This window comes from Hymenobacter sediminis (assembly GCF_003231285.1).
Taxonomy (GTDB): domain Bacteria; phylum Bacteroidota; class Bacteroidia; order Cytophagales; family Hymenobacteraceae; genus Hymenobacter; species Hymenobacter sediminis.
This window is the reverse complement of the sequence record NZ_QKNS01000011.1, coordinates 86,868-106,509: the sequence shown is the minus strand read 5'-3', so window position 1 is coordinate 106,509 and position 19,642 is coordinate 86,868. Positions and strand designations below refer to the sequence as shown.

The following is a 19,642-nucleotide window of genomic DNA, read 5'->3' as shown; positions in this document are numbered from 1 at the left end:
TCCGACCCGGCTCCCCTGCCTCCACCACAGGCTCCGGCCAGCGTAGCGGCACAACCCAGTCCCGAGCGAAAGCGCCGCCCCCGCCTACCCCGGTAAAGATTCTCAGCGCCGAGCTCGTACCCTACGTCGCGGGACGCTCCGGCTAGCGAAAAGTGGTTAGCAACGTCAGCACCAAGGGGTTATTAATGAGTTCCTGCGTGGCCTCCTGCCGCCTGGGGTGGGCCTGCAGCTGATGGATGAGCCCGTAACATTCCAGGGGGGAAGGCTCGGTAAAGGCCATGCTCCACTGTGGAAAGCAGCGCTGTGCAGCTACCCCGGCGCGGGTCCTGTTGAATCCGGGTGTAGAGGCTGTGCACGGCCTCTACCGGGCTTTCCAGCAGCTGCACCAACAGCCCCCCGCTGTAACACAGCAGGCCCGTGATGCCCGCGTGGCGATTATACGCCTGGGCCTGCGCCAGCAAGGCCAGGATGTCGCGAACAGACAAGCCCTCGGTCGCCTGGCTGCGATAGAGCAGGTAGTAGGTGCTTGCTGCCGAGGAAGCCGCGTCCAAGGGCGGTGAGATAAGAAGGCCGGTGCTCTCTTGGGAAAGCGAGTTTGCCGGCGTGATTAAGCGGAACCCAACCCTACGGCTACCTCCCCCGCCAGGATGCGACAGACGAGTTTTAGTGCGCGACAAAGTAGCCTAACTGCCGGTTTAATGCAATGAAGGACTCTGCAACAGCTACCTCACAGTGACTAGGCTAGCCGAGCGGCCAGCTCACTTTAACCAGCCCTGCGTCATGGCATACCGGATCAGGGCCGCCGTGTTTTTAGCCCCGGTCTTCTCCAGGATCAGTTGACGGTGCTTTTCTACCGTGCGCGGGCTGGTAAACAGCTGCTCGGCTATTTCCCCCGTGGTGAAGCCCGCCCCCAGCAAGCGCAGCACTTCCCGCTCGCGTGGGGTAAGCTCGCCCCCGGGGGCGATGGCCGGGACTCCCTCCCGGGCCACGAGCTTGTGCAGGAACAACAAGCCCAGCTCCGAGCAGAGAAAGGGCTGGCCCGCGGCCACCGTGTGAATGGCCACGACCAATTCTTTTTTGCTCGCGTTCTTGAGCACGTAGCCCGTCGCGCCCGCTTCCAGCAGCTGGGCAATCGGCAGCTCGTTGTCCACCATCGACAGGATCAGCACCCGCACGTCGGGGTACTCGACCCGCAGGCGCCTGGTGGTGGCCAGCCCGTCGAGCCCGGGCATGTGCAGGTCCAGCAACACCACGTCGGCGGGCGTCTCGGCCAGTTGGTCGAGCAGGTGCTGCCCGTGCTCGGCCTCGCCCACCACCAGCAGCCCCGGCTCCAGCGCTAATAAGGAACGCAGGCCAGCCCGCAGCATGGTGTGGTCATCAACCAGGAATAAGCGAATCATGCGGCCGGCTGGGGAAGTGGAATACGCAATCGAACATAAGTGCCTTCGGCCTGGGAGGAGCCCAGCTGCAGCGTGCCGCCCAGCAGCTGCACCTGGTCGCGAATGGAGCGCAGCCCCAGGCCGCTGCCGGGGGGCGGGTCGGCGGCAAACCCGGCTCCGTTGTCTTCCGCCCGCAGCAGCACCCAGCCGGGCATGGTCTCCACCTCCAGCCGGGCTTCGGTGGCCCCGCGCGCGTGCTTGACGATGTTGTGGGCCAGCTCCTGGGCCATGCGGTAGAGGGCCAGCTCCAGGGCAGCCGGCAGCGACTGCCCCGACTCCTCCAGCAGCTCGCAGTGCAGCGGCAAGGCCGGGGTGCTCAGGCCGCGACAGATGCTGCGCAGGGCGGCCCCCAGGCCAAACTTCTCCAGCACCACGGGCCGGAGTTCGTGGGCCAGGTTTCGCGTTTCTTCGATGGCCTCAGTCAGGTGAAGCTGGGCCTCTTGGTAGGGGGGCCGCAACGCGGGCTGCTCCCGCAGGACAAGATCCAGTTGCTCCAAGTGCAGTTTGGTGGCATAGAGCAGTTGGCCCACCCCGTTGTGCAGGGCTTCGGCCACGCGTTTGCGCTCGGCTTCCTGCGCTTCCAGCACGGCGTAAAACAAGGCCTGTTGCTGCTGCTGGCGCAGACGCAGGTTTTCCTGCTCCAGGCGCTGCACCTGGCTCACGTCCAGGGCCACCCCCATCAGGCGCACGGGCTGATGCTGGGCATCGCGCAGCACCAGGGCTTTGAGGTGGAGCGTGCGGCTGGCCCCGCGCAGGTGCACGCGCAGCACCTCGTCCACGGCCCGCCCCGCGGTAATGGCCTCCACCAGGCGCTGGGCTACCGCCCGGTCCTCGCCCATAACCTGGTCCCGGTAGGTTTCGGGGCGCACGGGGCTGCCCAGGGGGACGTCAAAGGCGTGGTACATGCCCGCGCTCCAGTACAGGCTCCGGCCCCGCACATCATACTCCCAGCTGCCCAGGTGCGCGATCTCCTCGAATTGCTGGATGATGCGCAGGTGCTGCAGCCGCTGCTCCTCGGCCTGCTTGCGGGCGGTGACGTCGAGGTTGGTGGCGACGAGGCCGTCGCCGAGCTTGACGAACTGGCAGGAAAACCACTTGGTAAAACCGTCATACGGATAAAAGTATTCGGTTTGCTGGGGCTGGCCGGTTTCCAGGGCCTGCAGCATCAGAGCAAACAAGCCGCTGGGGATGATGCCGGGATACTGCTGGGCGTAGAGCTGGCCGACCAGATCCGTGCGGCCGGTTTCCCGCTCCAGCTCCCGGTTGACGGTCACGATGCGAAAGTCCTGCACGCGGCCGTGAGCGTCGCGCACGGCCTGCAGCACGGACATGCTCAGCAAGCTGGTATCATAGATGGCTTGCAGCAGGTCGACCGGCGTCTGATGACCGGGCATACCAGGGGGAGTGGAGGAATCAGCAGCACCGGGCATAGACGATAGGAATAGGATACGAACGGAACAGGAATACGTAGCTGTACTGTCCGGCTAGCCGTCGAGTTGCGCCGCTGGCGTTGAGGAAACATGCGAGGGGCACCGTCGAGGTAGAGCGCACTGCTTTCGATAAGCGGACTGGCTCTTGGTTACGCCGTTTGCAGTTGCCTAGTGGAGCCGTACTGGGCCCACCAGGTCAACTCGTCAGACTGCTGGGAGAAGAACTGCGCCAGCAAGTCGTGGATCAGCGCATCCTGACTGCCACGTAAGGCTTGTTGAAAAGCTGCGCTCTGCGGATCAAGGTTGCCGACCAACCGGGCAGGAGCGAAGTACTCTCGTCTTGGTGAAGCATGCACCCGATCACGTTCTCTACTCCGTAGCGCTTCCGTAAAAAGGCCAGATTAGCTCGTACCCAGGACAGCTCCCGGATATCGGTTCGCCCCCCGGTCACAGGGTCCTTATCGAACCGTTCTCCGCTGGCTGTCAGCAGCACCTCCACGCACCGCACGGCATCCTTGCGCAGACAAAGCAGCTGCCGCTCGGCGATGCGCTCATTGGCCAGCTCCCAGTAGCTGCGCTGCGCGTGGTTGATCAGTTCCTGGTTCAGATGCCGCAGAGCCGGGTCGGCGTTGGGAGTTTCCTGCGTGCGGTAGTTGTGGTGCGCAACGCTTACGGCCTGCTCGCGGCTGGCAATCTTGGTCACGCGGAGTATAGCGTAGGCCATAGGAAATGGAAGTCGATAGAGGGCTGGAATACGAACACGGAGCAGGCCTCTTCTCATCCAATGTGTAGTGAGTTATACATCGGACGATTTCGCCTGCGCTATTGGAACGTGTCACCTCCTAGTTCTATTGCTATCCTCTTCCGCAGGAAGTGTATTCAAACCGAATCTCTGGCCAACGACCTTCGTTGGGGAGACCTATGCCCTTATTGCCTGTGCCTGTCCCTCTCAGCTGCCCCGAATGCGGTGGTCGCCTGCAGCTCATCCCTTCCTCACCTGAGTCCTATCACTGTGCGCTGGCGCACGAGTACTCCGCCCACGAACTGGATGCGGCTCTCCAGCAGCAAATCCACCTTAGTCTGCAGCACGTCATCCGTCAGCTGCAGGAGCAGCAGACGTTGATCGCCAGACGTCAGCCGCTAGGGCTCTATACCCCTCCCGTCGACTCGCCTCTCCAGCTCGCCCAGCAGATCCTGGCCACGCTGTCCCGGGATGTGACCGCCCCGCCGGACGGGTTATGAGGCGGCGGCGGGCTTGCTTACGAGAGCTGCACAAAAAAGCAGCTGCCTTGCCCTTCCTGGCTTTCCACCCAGAGCTGGCCGCGGTGCAGCTGCACAATCTGGCGGGTGATGAACAGGCCCAGCCCCGTGCTCGGCTCGCCGCTCACGCCTGAGCGGGCCGAAGGGCTGAACTTCTCAAACAGGTCGGCCTGCAGCGCCTTGGGGATGCCAATGCCCGTGTCGCACACCGTCAGCAACACCCGCCCGGCCTGCTCTCGCAGCGCCACCGTCACCCGGCCCCCAGCCGGGGTAAACTTCAGCGCGTTGCTTACCAGATTATCCACTACCCGCCCGAAGACGTCGGCGTGCAGGTTGGCCGGCACCGGCTGGGGCGGCCTCTCCAGCGCCAGCGTCAAGTTCTTTTCTGCCGCGACCAGGCGGTGGGCGGCCAGCCGGCTTTCCAGCAAGGCGCCCAGGTCAGTGGGGTGCCGCTTTAAGCTGGCCTCGTCGAGCGACCCCACCAGCAGCACGTCCTGCAACAACCGGTGGGCGTCGGCGCAGGCCTGGCGAATCAAGGCCAGGTAGCGCGCCGTGTCCGGCGCGTTGTCCGTGGCCAGCGTGGCCGCGTCGGCCTGGCGCTGGAGCAGGTCGGTCAGCAGCTGAATGTGGGCAATGAGCGTCTTTAGATCGTGCGAGATCAGGTGCAGGATGGTTTCCTGCGCGTCGTAGAGGCGCTTGAGCGATCCCGCCAGGGCTTTGCGCTCACTGATGTCCTCGAGCTGGGTGTAGCCCAGCTCCTGGCCGGCATCGGGAAAGAGAATAGAGGTGACCTGGCACCAGAACGAGGAGCCATCGGCGCGGACCAGCACGGTTTCCAGCGTAAAGGTCGGCAGCTTGCCGTGCCAGAGCCGGTCGTGTAGAAAGCGCCAGTCTGCCTGGTGGTCGGGGTGGGCAAACGCCAAGATCTGGTGGCCGACCACCTGCTCCAAGCGGGCAGCGCCCAGTAGGGCCAGCACGGCCGGGTTGGCCTGCCGGATGATCAGGTCCGGGGTGATGATGATCTGCCCGAACGGAGCGTTTTCAAATATGGTGTGGAAGCGGGCCTGCTGCTGCTCCCGCTGATCAGATGCCGCTTGCTGAACCTGGGCGACGGTTCGCTCGGCGCGCAACGCCTGATTCTCTTCGCGGAGGGCCGCGTTCTGCGTTTCCAGGGAGGGGGACTTGGTCGGGGGAAGGGGCATAGTAACTTCAATGGAAGGAGAAGACAGACTACCCCTGGCAGCTGACGGAATGCGGTTCCTGGCCCAAAAATACGCTTTTTATAGGACGATACAGATTTTTAATTGGCAAGGTAAGGTTTTGAATAACCGTCGGGGCACAACCTCTTCCGAATATGACTTTCTTCCCGAAAGTGTACCTGATCAGCTTGCTTACCTCTGAAAAACGCCCGTATTTCGGCCGATACTCAGTATAGTAAGCTAGCTTAGTACGGAACTCTATGAATGAGCAGTATTCAGAAGCCGACCGCCGCCGCGCCATTGCCTGGGCCCTCTCGTTTGCCCAAGGCACTCGTCTGGAGCCCACGGAGCAGGAGCGCCTGCTCCTGGAACGCTTTGCCTCGGGCGAGCTAACGTTGACGCAAGTAGACGCCCTGCTCACTACGCCGGTGCACCATGTACTTTACTGCAGTCAGGCCCGGGCCGGGCTCACCTACGCCGACCTGGAAGCTATTGTGCAGGAATCCCAGCCCTACAACGCGGAGCGGGGCATCACGGGCCTGCTCTGCGCCAGCGAGGGCGGCTTCGTGCAGTTGCTGGAAGGCAGCCGGGCGGCCGTGCACGAGTTGTACGCCAAGATCCGGCGCGACCGGCGGCATCACGGCGTCACCACCCTGTGGGATGAGCCGGGCACGGAGCGCTGGTTTGCCCAGTGGAACATGGCCTTCACGGAAGCGTCCCCGCTGGAGTACTTCTGGCTGGTGAGTCACCTCTCCCCCCGCGGCAGCGCCCTCAGCCTGCCGCAGCTGCCCATCACCGATCCGCGGCTGCTGACCTTGCTGCAGGCTTTCCGCCATCTGCACGTGCCGTATAACCCCAGCGCTTGCTGAAAGCAAAGGCCGCCGACGGATCTTCTAGGCCAAACAGCTGTCGGGGCAGCGCCTGGTCCGACGCATGCAGAGTAGTGAGTGCTAATCGAAGTACTTCTCGCGGCGGGCCATGGGGGAGTGACGCAAGAGCAAGTACAGCCCTGTCTCGGAAAGCTGTTGCACCACCGATTCCGAAAAGCCCTGCCAGTAGACCACTATTCGGGCCTGGGCGGCCAAGCGCTCAATCTGCAGAATGGCCGCCTGTCCACACCGGTCCAGGACCTGTACCTGCTGACAATCGATCCAGAGCGTGGAGACGCAGCGCCGCAGAAGCTGCTGAGCCCTATCGACCAAGTAGACGGCATCCATGGGGGTGCAGCAGCGACCTTGCAACCGCATTCCCATATCCCCCCGGTGTTTCGTGGATTCAATCGTAAAAGAGGGTATCATCAGCCAACAGGCACTTTATATCCCATTTAATAACGCAAAAGTACCAGGCTCATGTTCTGTCAACTGTCAGGATAAATCCGGATTTACTTCGTGAAAACACGGATCTTTCATGCGCTGGCCCATATTGTAAAACGAGACTATTTACGGAAGGGGCTTTTGCGAATGAATACGTATCAGGGGTTACCGGCAGATGAACTATGGGTGAGGCCGGAAGGCTATCTCCACTTATCTCCACTTGATTTGGGGCTCAGGCTCCCAGGACTCGCAGGCCGCAAAAGCCTTGTTCGAGGAGGTGCTGCGGCGGCTGCAGGCAACGGGCTACCGCAAGCTGCTGACCGATCAACGACGGCGGGCCACGGCCACGGAGGAGTATATGGGGTGGCTGCTGTCCAGCTGGCTCTCGCGGGTGGGTGCTGACCGACTCCTGGCTCAGGTCGCCATCGTAGCCGCCAAGCCCCTTGAGCTACGCCTGCAAGCGGTGGACGTGTGCACCGAGGGCCAGCAGCGCTACGGCATTCTCACCCACTTTTTCACCACCACCGAAGAAGCCAGCCTGTGGCTGCAACCGTTCACCTTGCAGGAGTACACTACCTGAAGTAGGTTTGCCGCGCTTGCTCCGGGTTTACAGGTGTGTGTCCCGGAGCAGTAGAGCCGCTCCTATTGCAACAACCAAGCCTCACCCGGAAACGAGTGAGGCTTTTCTATTTACTTATTCTTCAGGAGTATCGCACTTGGAGAGGGGGAGCGTTCTTCCGGTTATCAATGCGTCGACTGCTCCAGCAAGCTTTGTAAAAGTTGGGGCCACTGGGCAGGGGCCAACATGATCTTCTGTTTGGGGGAGTTATGCGGGAAGACGCGCTCCAAGCGGTAGCCGCTCCGGAACTGCCAGGTAGCGCGGCTCTCACTCACAGGCGGCGGGGCGTCGGAGCGTAAGTCCAGCCACCAGGGTTCGGTAGCAGAGCCGGGACGGAACTCGGCTTTGGGCCCGGTGTTGAAGTAGATGGCCGCGGCCTTGGTCAGGCGGACCCGACCGTCGCGATAGGCGGTGATGTGAATGGTTCCACTGACAGTTCTATGATCTGACATGAAAGTATTGAATTATCAGGCTATTAGCTATATAGCTATATTGCATAAGCTCAGCCGTTTGTTGTACTTTGCCCTATCCTTCCCCCGCTCTTTCCCTTCTGAACATGCTTCCCTCGCCTGCTACCCCAGCTGTCTGTTTCGAGAATAGTTTAGCCGTCATTTTGGAAGAGGAGCAGGGGCAGTATTTGCTGGTTATCTGGCGCTCGAAAGAGTGGAGCTTGCCGGCCGGGCAGATGGTGATGAACCAGGTGATCCACTGCATGCAGCGCACAGGCTGGGGCAAGGTGATTTTTAAACAGGCCCCGCTCGCATCGTTCCCACTGGAGTATCATACCTGGCTGCTCTACGACTGGCTGCCCAGGGCACAAGCCGCCGGTGGCTGGTGCTATGCCATAATCCCGCCCCAACAGCTATTTGCGCACATAAGCTTTGCGGACTTCCTCGGTCAGGTGCGCCGTCAGGGAGTGCGTTTCTATGTAGCAGCTTCCCTCGAGCAAGCAATCGAGTGGATTTGTCAGCAGCAGCCGAATGCCTGAATGGTCTGGTAGCGGGTTGTTTGGAAACATTGGCAGCAGAAAAAAGGCCGATTCACAGCAATAAGGAGTAGTCATCCCGTTACTAGTCAACTTTGCCTTGGTTAGGCTCCATTTACAATTCGGGGGCTTTTGGTTTGGCACTATGCCTGATAGGTAGAATACCTTTGGGTATTCTACCTCACTCGCTAACACCTCTCATGCACACCGAACTGCTCCAGGGTGTGGAGCCCCTACACATATTCCTACAAGAACTGCTGCTCATAGGCACAGGGATAGATGCAGGTGTCACAGGTCAAGGCTAACACCCATTTCACTTGCCTTTCCCGAATTGATGTATCCATCTCACCAAGGCAACCTGAACCGCAACAGCCCGCATCCGATTAAATACGGATTTTTAGCGCAAACTGCACGTTATCAATATAATGCACTATTAAAGCACATGGTCTTTACTACCCTATTCACCACGTGCTTTAAGTACCCGCAGCCCAACCCAAAGGGAGCATCGCGCGCAGCTCTTCCATAACCTTGGCTGTCGCCGCTCGTTAGCGACAGGGAAGCGAAGAATGTGTAGAAACTAACCTGCCTTCTATTCAGCGCCACGAGGCGCTGCTGCGTCTGGCTGCCTGCACGGCGCACTTACCCCTACCCGTAGTAGCGCACCGGCTGCGAGGCACCTCGGCCCCTGACGTGGCGATGCGTAGTACCTGTGATCCCTCCGGCACCCGCTTGCACCAACTGGTTTATCGCAGTCAGGCCCGCACGAACGTGTCTGAGCCGCACTTAGTCGCTCTGCTGGAGCAGGCCCGCGCCCATAACCAGCAGCATGGGCTGACAGGACTCCTCTTCTATTTTGAGGGACAGTTCGTGCAATTCTTGGAAGGCTGTGCCACGGAGCTGGAACCCCTCTACGCCCGCATTCAGCAGGACGCCCGCCATGGGCAGGTAACGACCTTGTATCAAGGAACCAGTACGCAACGCGTATTCACCGGCTGGAGCATGGCCTTCGCCGAGCCGGGTGCCGAGGAGTTCTACTGGCTGCTGGATTACTTGGAAACCCAACAGCACCGGTTGCTGCTGCCGAAGATCCCCATTCCCGAACCGGATTTGCGTAAGGCACTAGAGACACTGCTCCGCGCAGCGTGAGTGCGCGGCGTGGCTACCGGCGAGTGTCTTCTTTCGTCTGTTGCAGCAGCCAGGTAATGGCGTCGGCCTCCTGCTCGAAGTACTGGTAGCGCATGGGCATCTCCCGCACGGCCGTGGTGACCGTGCGCGTGGCCAGTCGGGCAAAGGCATCCTCGGCCAGGATGACGGCCCCGAAGCGGTAGCCACCTTCAGCCACGGCCCGCGGCAGCCACTGCTCAATGACCAAGCGCTGCTCGGCCGCCGTAAAGGGCGACATGCGCCGCTGGTCGACCAGCAGGCCCCCGTCCCCGCGCCGGGCCAGCAGGCGGGTCACGTGCCCCAGCAGGGACGAGAACGTGTCCGGCTCGCGCAGCCCGGGCTGATAGGTCAGGCGGGCAAACCCCAGCGGGTCATCTACCGCGCGGCCGACAGCATTTTCATAGTAGATGCGGTACGAAGAGGACATAGGACAAAAGTACGATCAGGGGCAACAGAACGCAATTAGCGGGCCGCTTGCCCTGTGCTACCATTGCTTACTGACCGGCGGGTAGTCCTAAAGCCTTTAGGACCCGTTGTTGGTCAGAGAAGTCTCCCACGAGTCGGCGCACCAGCCCGGGGTGCTTTTTGATCAGGCAGGGCAAGCCGAGCAAGCCCTCTTCAGCTGCCCGGGCCGGGTGTTGCGCTACATCGACGATGGTGAGCGTATAGCGGCCGGCTAAGTGCTGCTGACAGATTGCTTCTACGTTGCGCCAAGCAACCATTGAGCGGGGCGAGGAGCCCGCGATAAATAAGAAGAGCTCGTAGGTAGACTTCGTAGCGCTGGACGCTGGGGTAAGCTCGGGAGCAGCAGGGACCGACAAAAGAGAAGCGAAGCAAAAGGGGGAAGTAAACCTACGACAAATCCTGGTTCTCCTTGCACTTGTCATACCCGAGCCACTGCCTGGCCTATAACAAACTGGTTGAGTAGCTCCATTTTGTCCCTTCCTGCTACGCCTCCTGTAAGAGCCTCTGGGTTGATTATCAGAATAACCTTTTTTGGAATAGGAATTATGCCATATCATATTAACTTGTGGCACTATCCCGCTCTCCTATTCCCACGCATGCATGCTCTCCGCTATTTCGGCCCGGCCACGGCTCAACTCCAGCCTGGCCACACCTATCCCATCGTGCTGACCATGACCGCCACCCAGTATTGGGTACACCTGGAGGGGAAGCCCTTGCACTCGTTCTCGACCCTACAGCAACTGCTGGACTACTGGGCGTTCCCCGGTTTTAAACGCCCCGTGAAGCCCTGTCGCCCCTTGGCGCGAGCTTAACTTGCGGGACTCATTACAATAGGGCGAATGGTTACCGTCGCAACGGTTCTTAGCTTGCCTCTTTTTACGCATGCATCAGATTCTTTACCTCAGTACCCTGAGCCGGGAGATCAGCGAAGCCGACCTGCTGGCCTTGCTGGCCCAGTCCCGCGACTACAATCGTCAGCACACCATCACGGGGCTACTGCTACACGGACAAGGGCACTTTATGCAATTGTTGGAAGGAGAGGCCTCTACCGTGCAAGCCCTCTATGCGCGCATTCAAGCTGATACCCGCCACGAGCAGGTCACCACGTTGCGAGCGCATGAGGGAGGGCAGCGCTGCTTCCCGGCCTGGGCTATGGCCTATTACTCTCTGCGTGAGCCCGTAGACTGGCCCCGCAGCTTTCTACCCCTGAACCAGAGGCTGGTGGAACGCTGCCAAACGTGGGCACCCTTGCACCCCGAGCTGGAACCCCTGCACGCCTTTGCCCTGCAAGCGCTGCCTTACCATCTGCGTGACGCCCTACGGTTCTAGCACTGGGTTCGTCCCCTGGCCTTCTTCGTTTTGCGTACGGGTCACCTGCTCCTGAGAGATCGCCCAGCGTTCTCCGTGTTTCCCACCGGTAAATTCCGTTTTTTCTATTACGTCATGCCGGTTACGCCTTTCGTATACACAAGGCATGAGTGTCAGCCGCCGTACCTACTATGTCACCTGGGCACGCGCCCTAACGCAGGGCACCCGCTTGGAACCGGATGCCTATGAGCAGCATTTGCTGGAGCAGTATCGCTTGGGCACGTACTCGCTGGAACAGATCCTGGCCTGGCTGGACGAGCGAGATCAGCCAGTGTGCGATCCCTCTGAGCACCAGCTCGCCTACGAAGCAAAGAAATTCAACGAGGAAAAGCAGGTGGGTGAGTAGAACGACGCGCGCTAGCCCGTCTACACTTTCACTTCGTAAGAAATGTTCTATGAAGCTGTCTCTGCCCTTGCCTCCTCTTCGGTGCCCGCAGTGCGGCGATGTGCTGACGCTTGCTCCAGAAGGGACCTACTGCTGTGCGCAGGGTCACGCTTTCTCTGCCTTAGCACTGCAGAGAGTGACTTACAGGAGGCAACTACCACTCCGGTTTTAGCCTACCCCCCCGTGTGTTACCAGACAGCTGCGTACTTTATAGGTTGGTCGGTATAGTGCTTCCGAGCCGGACATTCTGGTTATAACCGGCAAACACTCCGGCGGGCCGCACCAGACTCCTTGTCCATCGCTTTCGAGGAGCGTTACGTAAACAGCCTTAGGGGCGCGTTTATACGTGCACTTTCGTTGCCTATCTTCTTTTCCGCTGGTTCCCGCTTGTTTGTTCATGGCATCTGGTGCTCCTGTTGTATCTGCTACTCCCTTTCAGCCCGAGGGCTTGCTCCTGGACCTGCTGGCTGTTTCGCTCACCGGCCTAAAGGTGCTGCGCCCGGTATATGACCCGGCCGGCGAGCTGGTGGATTTTACCATCGAGTACCTCAACCCCGTCGGCCAGCGCCTGCTCGGCCTCGCGGAGCGGCCCGGCGGCCCGCTGCTCACCCATTTCCCCCACGCCATCGCCGCGGGCATTTTGGACTATTACCGGCGTGTGTACGAAGCCGAGGCTACCGATGAGTACGAGGTCAACTATCAGGCCGACGGGCTCGACAACTACTTCCGCTTGGCCGCCCGCCGGAGCAGCGAGTGGCTCGTCGTCAGCTTTGCTGATACCAGCAACCAGAATCGCAGCGCCGTGGAAGTAGCCCTACGCGCGACACAAGCCGACGAGCAAGCCGCCCGCGCCAAAGCCGACCACCAACGCCGGGAACTATGGGGCTACGTGCAGCAGGCGCCTGTGGCGGTGGTGCTTTACCAAGGGCCGCAGCATCGGGTGACGCTGGCCAATGCCGCAGCCCTGACCATCTGGGACCGCTCGTGGGCCGACGTGCAGTACCGGCCCGTGTTCGAAGTGCTGCCCGAGGCGGCCGCTCCTCCTATTGTGGCCCTCTTTGACCACGTATTCGCGACCGGCACGCCCTACACGGCCCACGAATTGCCCACCACCATTGTCCGCCATGGGCGCCCGGAGGTGGTGTACTGGAACTTCGTCTTTCAGGCGGAACGGCAGCCCGATGGCCGCATCAGCGGCATTATATCGGTTGGTACGGAGGTGACTGAGCAGGTGCGGGCCCGCCAGCAGGTCGAGCAACTGAACCAGGAGTTAGAAGCTCGCGTGCGGGCCCGCACGGAGCAGCTGAGCCAGCAGCAGGCCCTCCTGCAGCAGATTCTAGGGCAGGTACCCGCCGCCATCGGCACGCTCACCGGTCCTGAGCACCGCTATACCTTCTTCAACGACCGCTACCGAGCCATGGCCACGGGCCGGCTCCAGGTGGGTCGCTCGGTGGCCGAGGCCCACCCCGAAGTGGTGGTGCAAGGGGTCGTGGGCATATTAGACAAGGTATATGCTACCGGCCAAGTATTTATTGCCACTGAAATGGCAGTACAACTGCACGAGGATGTTTCTGACCAGCTGGAGCAGCGCTACCTGGACTACATCTACCAGCCCCTGACCGACGAGCGGAACCAGACCACCGGCATCCTGGTCTTTGTGCTGGACGTGACCGAGAAAGTGCAAACCCGCGAGCGGACCATCGCCCTGCAGGCCGACCTGCTGGCCGCGGCCCAGCGGCAGGTGCAGGAGCGCGAAACGTTCTACCGGGTATTCGAGGAAACCCCCGCCGCGATCTGTATTCAGCGCGGCCCCGAGCACCGCTACGAGTACGTGAATCCGGCGTATGAAGCCTTTTTCCCGGGCCGGAAGCTGTTGGGCCGACCCGTGGCAGAGGTTCTACCCGAAACCGTGGGAAGTGGTGTACTTGCCCTGCTCGACCGGGTGTACGAGACGGGCGAAACGTACTCCGGCGTCGAGTTGCCCCTGCTCATGGCTCAGCCGGAGGGACCGCCGCAGCAGCTGTACTTTACCTTCACCTACCAAGCCTTGCGCGAAAACGGGGAGATTGTGGGCATCACCACCTTTGCCTACAACGTGGCCGAGCAGGTCCGTACCCGCCAGCAGCAACTACTCCAGCAGCGAGAATTAGAGCAGTTGTTCATGCAAGCGCCGACGCCCATCGTCATTCTCGATGGGCCGTCCCTGGTGTTTCAACTGGTCAACCCGGCGTACCAGCGCATCTTCCCGGGCCGCGAGCTGGCGGGGAAGCCCCTGCTGGAAGCGCTGCCGGAACTGGTCGGCACCCCCATCCCAGACCTGTTTCAGCGCGTGTACCAGACCGGCGAGTCGGTGACGGTGCATGAACTCCCCCTGCTGATGGCCCGCCACGAGGGGCAGACTCCGGAGGAAATTTACTGGACGTTCACCTACCAGGCCCGGCGCACGCCCGACGGGCGGATTGATGGCGTGAGCGTCTTTGCCCACGACGTAACCGAGCAGGTCCGCACCCGGCAGGCCACCGCCGCCAGTACGCACCGGCTGCGGCTCATCACCGACGCGTTGCCCGTGCTCATCGGCTACCTCGACCGTGAGCGGCGCTACCAGTTCGCCAACGAAGCGTACCGCACCTGGTTTCATCAGGACCCGGCCGCGCTGCTCGGGCGACCGGTGCGCGAGGTGGTGGGCGAACATGCCTACGCCGCTGTGGCCAGCTACATGGACCGGGCCCTGGCCGGCGAGCAGCTCCACTTCGAGGCCACCATGCCCTACCGGGAAGGTTTTACCAAGCACATCCGTACCAGCTATATCCCCGACGTGCAGCAGGGCATCGTGCAAGGCTTTTACACGCTGGTGACCGACGTCACCGAGCAGGTGCAAGCCCGCCAGCAGGTGGAACAGCTCAACCAAACCCTGACCGTGACCAATGCGGAACTGAGTCACAGCAACACGCAGCTCACCCGCACCAATGTGGATTTGGACAACTTTATCTACACGGCCTCCCACGACCTGAAAGCGCCCATCTCCAACATTGAGGGCCTGCTGCTGGCCCTAGAGCATGAACTACCCGCTGCTGGCCGCGTCGGCCACGTGCCGGTTATGCTCGGGATGATGCAGGATGCCACGGAACGCTTCAAACGCACTATCCTGCACCTAACGGAGGTGGCCCGCCTGCAACATGAGCACAGCCCGACCAGCGAACAGGTGCCGCTAGCTGCCGTTATCGAGGCGGTGCGGCTCGACCTGGTGCCTCTGCTCCAGCAAACCCAGGCCCAACTCGAGGTACAGGTCCCCCCGGCGTTGTTGCTGACTTCTTCGGAAAAGACCCTGCGCTCGGTGGTGTATAATCTACTCAGCAACGCGCTCAAGTACCGTCACCCGGACCGCGTGCCCTATGTGCGCCTACGCTACTACCCGCAGGGGGACTACCAGGTGCTGGAAGTGCAGGACAATGGCCTTGGCTTAGATCTTTCGCAGGGGCAGGACAAGCTGTTTGCCATGTTTCAGCGTTTGCATACCCACGTGGAGGGCACGGGCATCGGGCTCTACATGGTCAAGAAAATGGTGGAAAATGCCGGGGGCTACATTGAGGTTGAGAGTCAGGTGGGTCAGGGGTCCGTTTTCCGCGTGTATTTCCGGCTCTGACGCCGGCGGAGAAGCCCTCGGGCCATGCTCAGCAGAGCGAGTACTGCCCAGGCGACCGGCTCGCAGTGGTCCCGTCCGCTGGCTTCCCTGCACGACCCCTACCACTCGCGCAAGCGCACACCGGGAGGCAGGAGAAAGCGGTTTTTACGTACTTGTAGCCGTTATTTTCCGCGTATCTACGCCCCTGCCTGCTCGTACATCCCTCTATGGCTTCTTCTCTCCTGCATACCCCCGAGCAGCGGCGGCGCGCCGTGGCCCTAGCCGTGGCGCTGGCCAGCGGCGCGCCCCTGGCCCCGCAAGGCTATGAGTACTACCTGCTGGCCCTGTTCCAACGTGGCCAGCTCACGCTGCCCGAAGTGGGGGACTTGCTGGACTTGGGCAGCTACCAAGTGCTCTACCACAGCCGCGCTAGCCATTCGCCTAGTGACGTGGAGCTGCTGCAGTTGCTCGAGCAGGCCCGCGCTTACAACGCCCGCCACCAGCTCACGGGCTTGCTGCTCTACAGCCACGGTCGCTACGTGCAGGTGCTCGAAGGCCGGGAGGCGGACGTGCGCACCGTGTACGCGCGCATTCAGCGGGATCCGCGCCACCAGCAGGTCGTCACCGTCTGCCAGGGGCCGGGGCCGCACCGGCGCTTTGCCGACTGGCGTATGGGCTTGGGCTACGTCGAGCGGGCCGACCTGGAACGGGTGCTGGCTGCGCCGGAGTCGGCGACGGTGCAGGCCGATGAACAGGTGGAAGACGCGCACCTGCGCGCCTTGCTGGACGCGTTCACTCCCCACCCGCTGACAGTGGAAGTGCCGGGGCCGTGGGATAGCTAACGCCAGCCCCGTCTTTTTTTAGCGGCGGCCGCGTCAGGCTCAACGCCCCGTTGCGGGGGATGAACCCTGTGTTTTCGTCGCTCAACCGTTCGGGAGTACCCACAGGGGGAATTCGCTTACACCGCAAGCAAGGCCGGGGCGCATCTTTTCCTTCTGTTGGGAAGTAGAGGGCGTAGTGTATTGCTGCTGCGATGGCCCACCCTGCTCCTGCTTCCCCTTCCTTGACGACCGCGGCCATGCTGCGCACCGTGCGCTTTGAGCTGGGCAGCGTTTCGGTCGATTTGCCCTACCGGGCAGCCCGCTTGCGTCGCTTAACAGAGCAGCTTACCTTCATCGTACAGACCTGGGCGGGACTTCCTTGGCCCACTCACTCCCGGCAGGGGCATCCGGTCCCGTCGCCGGACCACGTGTTACACCAACTGGGGCACTTGCCCGCCGAGCCCGCCGACCAGCACCGGGCCCTGTTGGTACTCGTGCTGCTGCTGCTCTAATGCTGCTGGCGGATCTTGTCCTGCCTACCCCCCTTCATGTTATTGTTCCGTATAGCAGCTGCATGAGCCCTGATTTACTCCCCTTCTTGCCCTTCATTGCCCGCAGCAAAGCGGTGCATTTCGTCTACGAGTTAGCTACCCAGCGGGTCGTCTACGTTAGTGCAGCCTATGCGCGCCTGACGGGCGAGCCCGCCGAGTACGTCAACCAGGCCGTGCCGGGCTGGCTAGCCCGGGTGCACCCCGATGACTGGCAGCACCTGTGCCAGCAGGTGGAGCAGGCCGGGCTGGGAGAGCTGGTCGAAGACGTGGAGCTGCGCGTGGCCCGCCCCTCAGGGGATACCCAATGGCTCTGCGCCACGGTGTGCCGCTCGCACATGGCCGACGGGAAGCCGTGCCTGAGCGGGACCGTTCGCGACATGACCCGTTCGAAGGCGACGGCTATCAACGCGCAGAAGTTTAACACCAAGAAAGACGCCACCCTCGAGATCCTGTCGCACGATCTGGCTGCTCCCCTGGCCCTGATGCAGCAATTGACGACGGAATTGCGAGCGGAATCCCAGCCGAGCGCGACCGCGTTCACGCACGAGTTGTTGCAACTGATGGAGCGCACCTGCCAGCAAGGCATCAACCTGATTCGCGACTTCGTAGACAATGAATTCCTGGAGTCGGCCAGTGTGGTGCTGAAACAGGAGCGCACCGACCTGGGAGCGTGGCTGCGCCTCATCGTGGAAGAGTACCAGCGTTCGGGGCGCCATATGCACTTGCACTTTGCGTTTCACGGGCCACCACATCCCATTTACGCGGAACTCGACATCAACAAGTTTCAGCAGGTCATCAACAACCTGTTCTCCAACGCCATCAAGTTTACGCCGGCCGGAGGCTCCATTCACTTACGCCTGGAGCAGCGCACAAACCAGGCTAGTATCACCGTTTCCGACACGGGGGTCGGCATTCCCGCCCCGCTTCAGCCGATTTTGTTTGATAAGTTCACGCAGGCCCGCCGCCCTGGCCTGCGCGGGGAGAAAACGACGGGCCTGGGCATGTCCGTAATCAAAACCATCGTGGAGCTGCACCACGGCACGATTCGTTTCGTAAGCACGGAAGAACACGGGACCGTATTCACGATCGAACTGCCGGCTCTGGTAGACGGCGACAGCTCGTAAGCCGCCCCGCGGGATGAGTCTGTGCGGTGAGCACGCGCTGCCCCAGGGCGGGGAAGCCGGCCGGGGCGGTCAACTCGGCCAAGCACTGCTGCAGCAGTGCCCACTGCGCATCCGGCAGCGAGGAAAGCACCGCCGTAGGGATAGCTCGTAGCAAGCGCGTGAGCTCGCGTCGAATCAAGAACAAGACGCTCAAGCCGACCGTAGAGCGGGCAACCGTGTCCAGCTCGGCCCGCAGCAGCTGCAGGCGGTGGGTATAGTAGGGGTTCATCGTGACTGGTTTCTACACAACGGCTCCGCCAGGGAAAGAGGGGGAAGAAGTGAACCCTGTGTTTACGTAGTCTCCCGACTGAAAATCCGTGTTTTCCTTCCTGACCAGCGACCTACTTTGCCCGTCTACTACCACACATCTTCTGCTGTTGTCCTGTAGCTGTCCCTGTGCTGATGAAACACCTCAACCCCTCCATGCGGCCGGTGAATTTTTCCCTGCCTGCGTCGAGCAATGCCCCTACCCCGCTCATGCCACCGGCCCCTACCAGTAGCCCCGGCCACCGTGCCCGCCTGCAGTGGCTGGAGGAGCAGTATGCCACCGGACAGGTGAGTTGGTCCGAGCTGTGCGCGCTGCGCGACGCCCCCATGTATCTTCCCTAACGGGCAGCGTGATGTCTTTTCTTACGAGCATCGGAGGGTAGCGTCGGTGCTAAGCTCATTGCGTGCGGAGCACCCTACCTGAGTGGATGGGCGCGGACTTGGGCCTCCATATGGTCCGGTGCGGGGTCAAGCACGCCAGTGGCGGGCGCATGGAGGGGACAGCCAAGTGGCTGGGCCACGCGTAGCTACCCAGTACCAGGAAGGGCAACCCGTTCGCGTTGGGGGGGCGTTGGGGGAGTTGGTATCTTTAGGGTTTTTACAGAAAATGGAAGCGTAGCACGCGCCACACCTGCCTCCTATGCACCACGAATTACTGGAACTCAGGGTAGCCTTGCAGCAGGGGCTGCCCACGGCCTTACACTACCTGAACGCCCGTACGCCCCACCGCTACACGGGCCTCTGGCGCTTTGAAGGCAATATGTTGCGCAACGTGGCCTTGTATGACCGGGCCGACCCCACCCGGCAGCGCGGAGAGGATGCACCCCTGAGCGCAACCTACTGCGCCCTGGTCGGCCGGCAGCAGGCCCCGTTGGCCATCCACGATGCCACCACCGATGCCCGGGCGCAGGGCGTGCCCACGCCGGTGGTCTCCTACTGTGGGGTCTTGGTGCAGGACGCGCAGGGACGGCCTTTCGGCACGCTCTGCCACTACGACCTGGACCGCTGCCAGCCCCGTCTCTCGGATGTACCTCTGCTGGAAGCGGCCGCCGCCTTGTTCTATGAGCACCTGCATCCCAACGCCTAACTCAACGGCTTGTTTTTTCCAGTGGGCATGACTTCCCCCTCCCGGGTAGTGGTGGTGAACCGCAATCCCGCCACCGCCTTTTTACTTCCCCTCTGGCTGCAGCGCGCCCACCTGGCTGAACAGGTGCTTACGGCGGCGAGCATGGACGAGGTCCTGGCCCTCCTGTCCCATCCGGACGGGGCTGCCCCGCTGCCGCCCTGCCTGCTGCTAGTCGAGCTGCACCAGCCTATCGGAAGGGATGGACGCCCCTGTCAGCCTGTGCTACCCAACGTGCCGGTCGTAGCCACGCATCACGCACCAATCCCTCTCTTCCTGCTGGAGCAGCTGCAGCAGCTCCCCCTGGCCGGGCTCATCGAGTTACCGCTCACCGAGCAGGGGGTGGCCTTTTTGCGCAGGCTCCGTGTTCTGCCGGGCAGCACGTGCCAGCCTACGGGGGAGCTTCCGTAAAGGATTCGCGTGGGTGCTCTGGTCGATAGTTGGTAGCTTGCGTGCTCGGCGGCGAGC

23 protein-coding genes are annotated in these 19,642 nt (G+C 61.7%); 14 read left to right on the top strand and 9 right to left on the bottom strand.

Features of this window, described 5'->3' with window-relative positions:
* Positions 1–182: 182 nt before the first annotated feature.
* From DNI29_RS22630 to DNI29_RS22605, 5 genes are all read right to left on the bottom strand, one after another.
* On the bottom strand, positions 183–551 hold the full coding sequence (locus DNI29_RS22630) for a BLUF domain-containing protein (RefSeq protein WP_162303724.1): 369 nt from the start codon (positions 549–551) through the stop codon (positions 183–185).
* Between the two features lie 207 nt (positions 552–758).
* Positions 759–1,400, bottom strand: a complete 642-nt coding sequence (locus tag DNI29_RS22625; RefSeq protein ID WP_110980428.1) for a response regulator — start codon at positions 1,398–1,400, stop codon at positions 759–761.
* Positions 1,397–2,833: a PAS domain-containing sensor histidine kinase gene (locus tag DNI29_RS22620; protein WP_162303723.1), complete on the bottom strand. Its 1,437-nt coding sequence runs from the start codon at positions 2,831–2,833 to the stop codon at positions 1,397–1,399. The genes DNI29_RS22625 and DNI29_RS22620 overlap by 4 nt, the downstream gene beginning before the upstream one ends.
* Positions 2,834–3,113: 280 nt before the next feature.
* On the bottom strand, positions 3,114–3,593 hold the full coding sequence (gene mobV / locus DNI29_RS22615; RefSeq protein ID WP_162303722.1) for a MobV family relaxase: 480 nt from the start codon (positions 3,591–3,593) through the stop codon (positions 3,114–3,116).
* Positions 3,594–4,128: 535 nt separating this feature from the next.
* Positions 4,129–5,331: a PAS domain-containing sensor histidine kinase gene (locus tag DNI29_RS22605; RefSeq protein ID WP_110980424.1), complete on the bottom strand. Its 1,203-nt coding sequence runs from the start codon at positions 5,329–5,331 to the stop codon at positions 4,129–4,131.
* 257 nt (positions 5,332–5,588) lie between these two features.
* Between DNI29_RS22605 and DNI29_RS22600 the strand changes: the two genes are divergently transcribed.
* Positions 5,589–6,197: a BLUF domain-containing protein gene (locus DNI29_RS22600; protein ID WP_110980423.1), complete on the top strand. Its 609-nt coding sequence runs from the start codon at positions 5,589–5,591 to the stop codon at positions 6,195–6,197.
* A gap of 81 nt (positions 6,198–6,278) precedes the next feature.
* Here the strand turns inward: DNI29_RS22600 and DNI29_RS22595 are convergent, their stop codons facing one another.
* The gene (locus DNI29_RS22595) at positions 6,279–6,545 is read right to left on the bottom strand and encodes an STAS domain-containing protein (protein ID WP_110980422.1); all 267 of its coding nucleotides are present in this window, start codon (positions 6,543–6,545) and stop codon (positions 6,279–6,281) included.
* Positions 6,546–6,861: 316 nt separating this feature from the next.
* On the opposite strand from DNI29_RS22595, the gene DNI29_RS22590 reads away from it, so the two are divergent.
* The gene (locus tag DNI29_RS22590) at positions 6,862–7,221 is read left to right on the top strand and encodes a hypothetical protein (RefSeq protein WP_110980421.1); all 360 of its coding nucleotides are present in this window, start codon (positions 6,862–6,864) and stop codon (positions 7,219–7,221) included.
* Positions 7,222–7,385: 164 nt separating this feature from the next.
* Here the strand turns inward: DNI29_RS22590 and DNI29_RS22585 are convergent, their stop codons facing one another.
* Positions 7,386–7,712: a hypothetical protein gene (locus DNI29_RS22585; RefSeq protein WP_110980420.1), complete on the bottom strand. Its 327-nt coding sequence runs from the start codon at positions 7,710–7,712 to the stop codon at positions 7,386–7,388.
* Positions 7,713–7,816: 104 nt separating this feature from the next.
* Between DNI29_RS22585 and DNI29_RS22580 the strand changes: the two genes are divergently transcribed.
* Positions 7,817–8,248 carry a hypothetical protein gene (locus tag DNI29_RS22580; RefSeq protein WP_110980419.1) on the top strand — a complete coding sequence of 144 codons (432 nt, stop codon included), beginning with the start codon at positions 7,817–7,819 and terminating at the stop codon, positions 8,246–8,248.
* Between the two features lie 726 nt (positions 8,249–8,974).
* On the top strand, positions 8,975–9,391 hold the full coding sequence (locus DNI29_RS22575; RefSeq protein ID WP_162303721.1) for a BLUF domain-containing protein: 417 nt from the start codon (positions 8,975–8,977) through the stop codon (positions 9,389–9,391).
* Positions 9,392–9,404: 13 nt separating this feature from the next.
* Here the strand turns inward: DNI29_RS22575 and DNI29_RS22570 are convergent, their stop codons facing one another.
* Together DNI29_RS22570 and DNI29_RS22565 are read right to left on the bottom strand one after the other, a co-directional pair.
* Positions 9,405–9,836 (bottom strand): hypothetical protein, encoded by a 432-nt coding sequence (locus DNI29_RS22570; protein ID WP_110980417.1) that lies wholly within the window; start codon positions 9,834–9,836, stop codon positions 9,405–9,407.
* A 67-nt stretch (positions 9,837–9,903) separates the two neighbouring features.
* Positions 9,904–10,230, bottom strand: coding sequence for a circadian clock KaiB family protein (locus DNI29_RS22565; protein WP_238388189.1), 327 nt, complete (start codon positions 10,228–10,230; stop codon positions 9,904–9,906).
* A gap of 240 nt (positions 10,231–10,470) precedes the next feature.
* Between DNI29_RS22565 and DNI29_RS22560 the strand changes: the two genes are divergently transcribed.
* The 10 genes from DNI29_RS22560 to DNI29_RS22510 all read left to right on the top strand — a co-directional run bounded on the left by DNI29_RS22560 (position 10,471) and on the right by DNI29_RS22510 (position 19,585).
* Positions 10,471–10,686 carry a hypothetical protein gene (locus tag DNI29_RS22560; RefSeq protein ID WP_110980415.1) on the top strand — a complete coding sequence of 72 codons (216 nt, stop codon included), beginning with the start codon at positions 10,471–10,473 and terminating at the stop codon, positions 10,684–10,686.
* A 70-nt stretch (positions 10,687–10,756) separates the two neighbouring features.
* The gene (locus DNI29_RS22555) at positions 10,757–11,203 is read left to right on the top strand and encodes a BLUF domain-containing protein (protein WP_110980414.1); all 447 of its coding nucleotides are present in this window, start codon (positions 10,757–10,759) and stop codon (positions 11,201–11,203) included.
* 145 nt (positions 11,204–11,348) lie between these two features.
* Positions 11,349–11,588: a hypothetical protein gene (locus DNI29_RS22550; RefSeq protein ID WP_110980413.1), complete on the top strand. Its 240-nt coding sequence runs from the start codon at positions 11,349–11,351 to the stop codon at positions 11,586–11,588.
* A gap of 436 nt (positions 11,589–12,024) precedes the next feature.
* The gene (locus DNI29_RS22545; protein WP_110980412.1) at positions 12,025–15,270 is read left to right on the top strand and encodes a PAS domain-containing protein; all 3,246 of its coding nucleotides are present in this window, start codon (positions 12,025–12,027) and stop codon (positions 15,268–15,270) included.
* A gap of 206 nt (positions 15,271–15,476) precedes the next feature.
* Complete coding sequence (locus DNI29_RS22540) at positions 15,477–16,091, top strand: BLUF domain-containing protein (protein ID WP_110980411.1); 615 nt, start codon at positions 15,477–15,479, stop codon at positions 16,089–16,091.
* A gap of 191 nt (positions 16,092–16,282) precedes the next feature.
* Complete coding sequence (locus DNI29_RS22535) at positions 16,283–16,582, top strand: hypothetical protein (protein WP_123823392.1); 300 nt, start codon at positions 16,283–16,285, stop codon at positions 16,580–16,582.
* A gap of 62 nt (positions 16,583–16,644) precedes the next feature.
* Positions 16,645–17,745: a PAS domain-containing sensor histidine kinase gene (locus DNI29_RS22530; RefSeq protein ID WP_162303720.1), complete on the top strand. Its 1,101-nt coding sequence runs from the start codon at positions 16,645–16,647 to the stop codon at positions 17,743–17,745.
* Positions 17,746–18,186: 441 nt separating this feature from the next.
* Positions 18,187–18,393 carry a hypothetical protein gene (locus DNI29_RS22520; RefSeq protein ID WP_110980407.1) on the top strand — a complete coding sequence of 69 codons (207 nt, stop codon included), beginning with the start codon at positions 18,187–18,189 and terminating at the stop codon, positions 18,391–18,393.
* Between the two features lie 298 nt (positions 18,394–18,691).
* The gene (locus DNI29_RS22515; protein ID WP_110980406.1) at positions 18,692–19,138 is read left to right on the top strand and encodes a hypothetical protein; all 447 of its coding nucleotides are present in this window, start codon (positions 18,692–18,694) and stop codon (positions 19,136–19,138) included.
* A gap of 27 nt (positions 19,139–19,165) precedes the next feature.
* Positions 19,166–19,585 (top strand): hypothetical protein, encoded by a 420-nt coding sequence (locus DNI29_RS22510; protein ID WP_110980405.1) that lies wholly within the window; start codon positions 19,166–19,168, stop codon positions 19,583–19,585.
* Positions 19,586–19,642 lie beyond the last annotated feature (57 nt).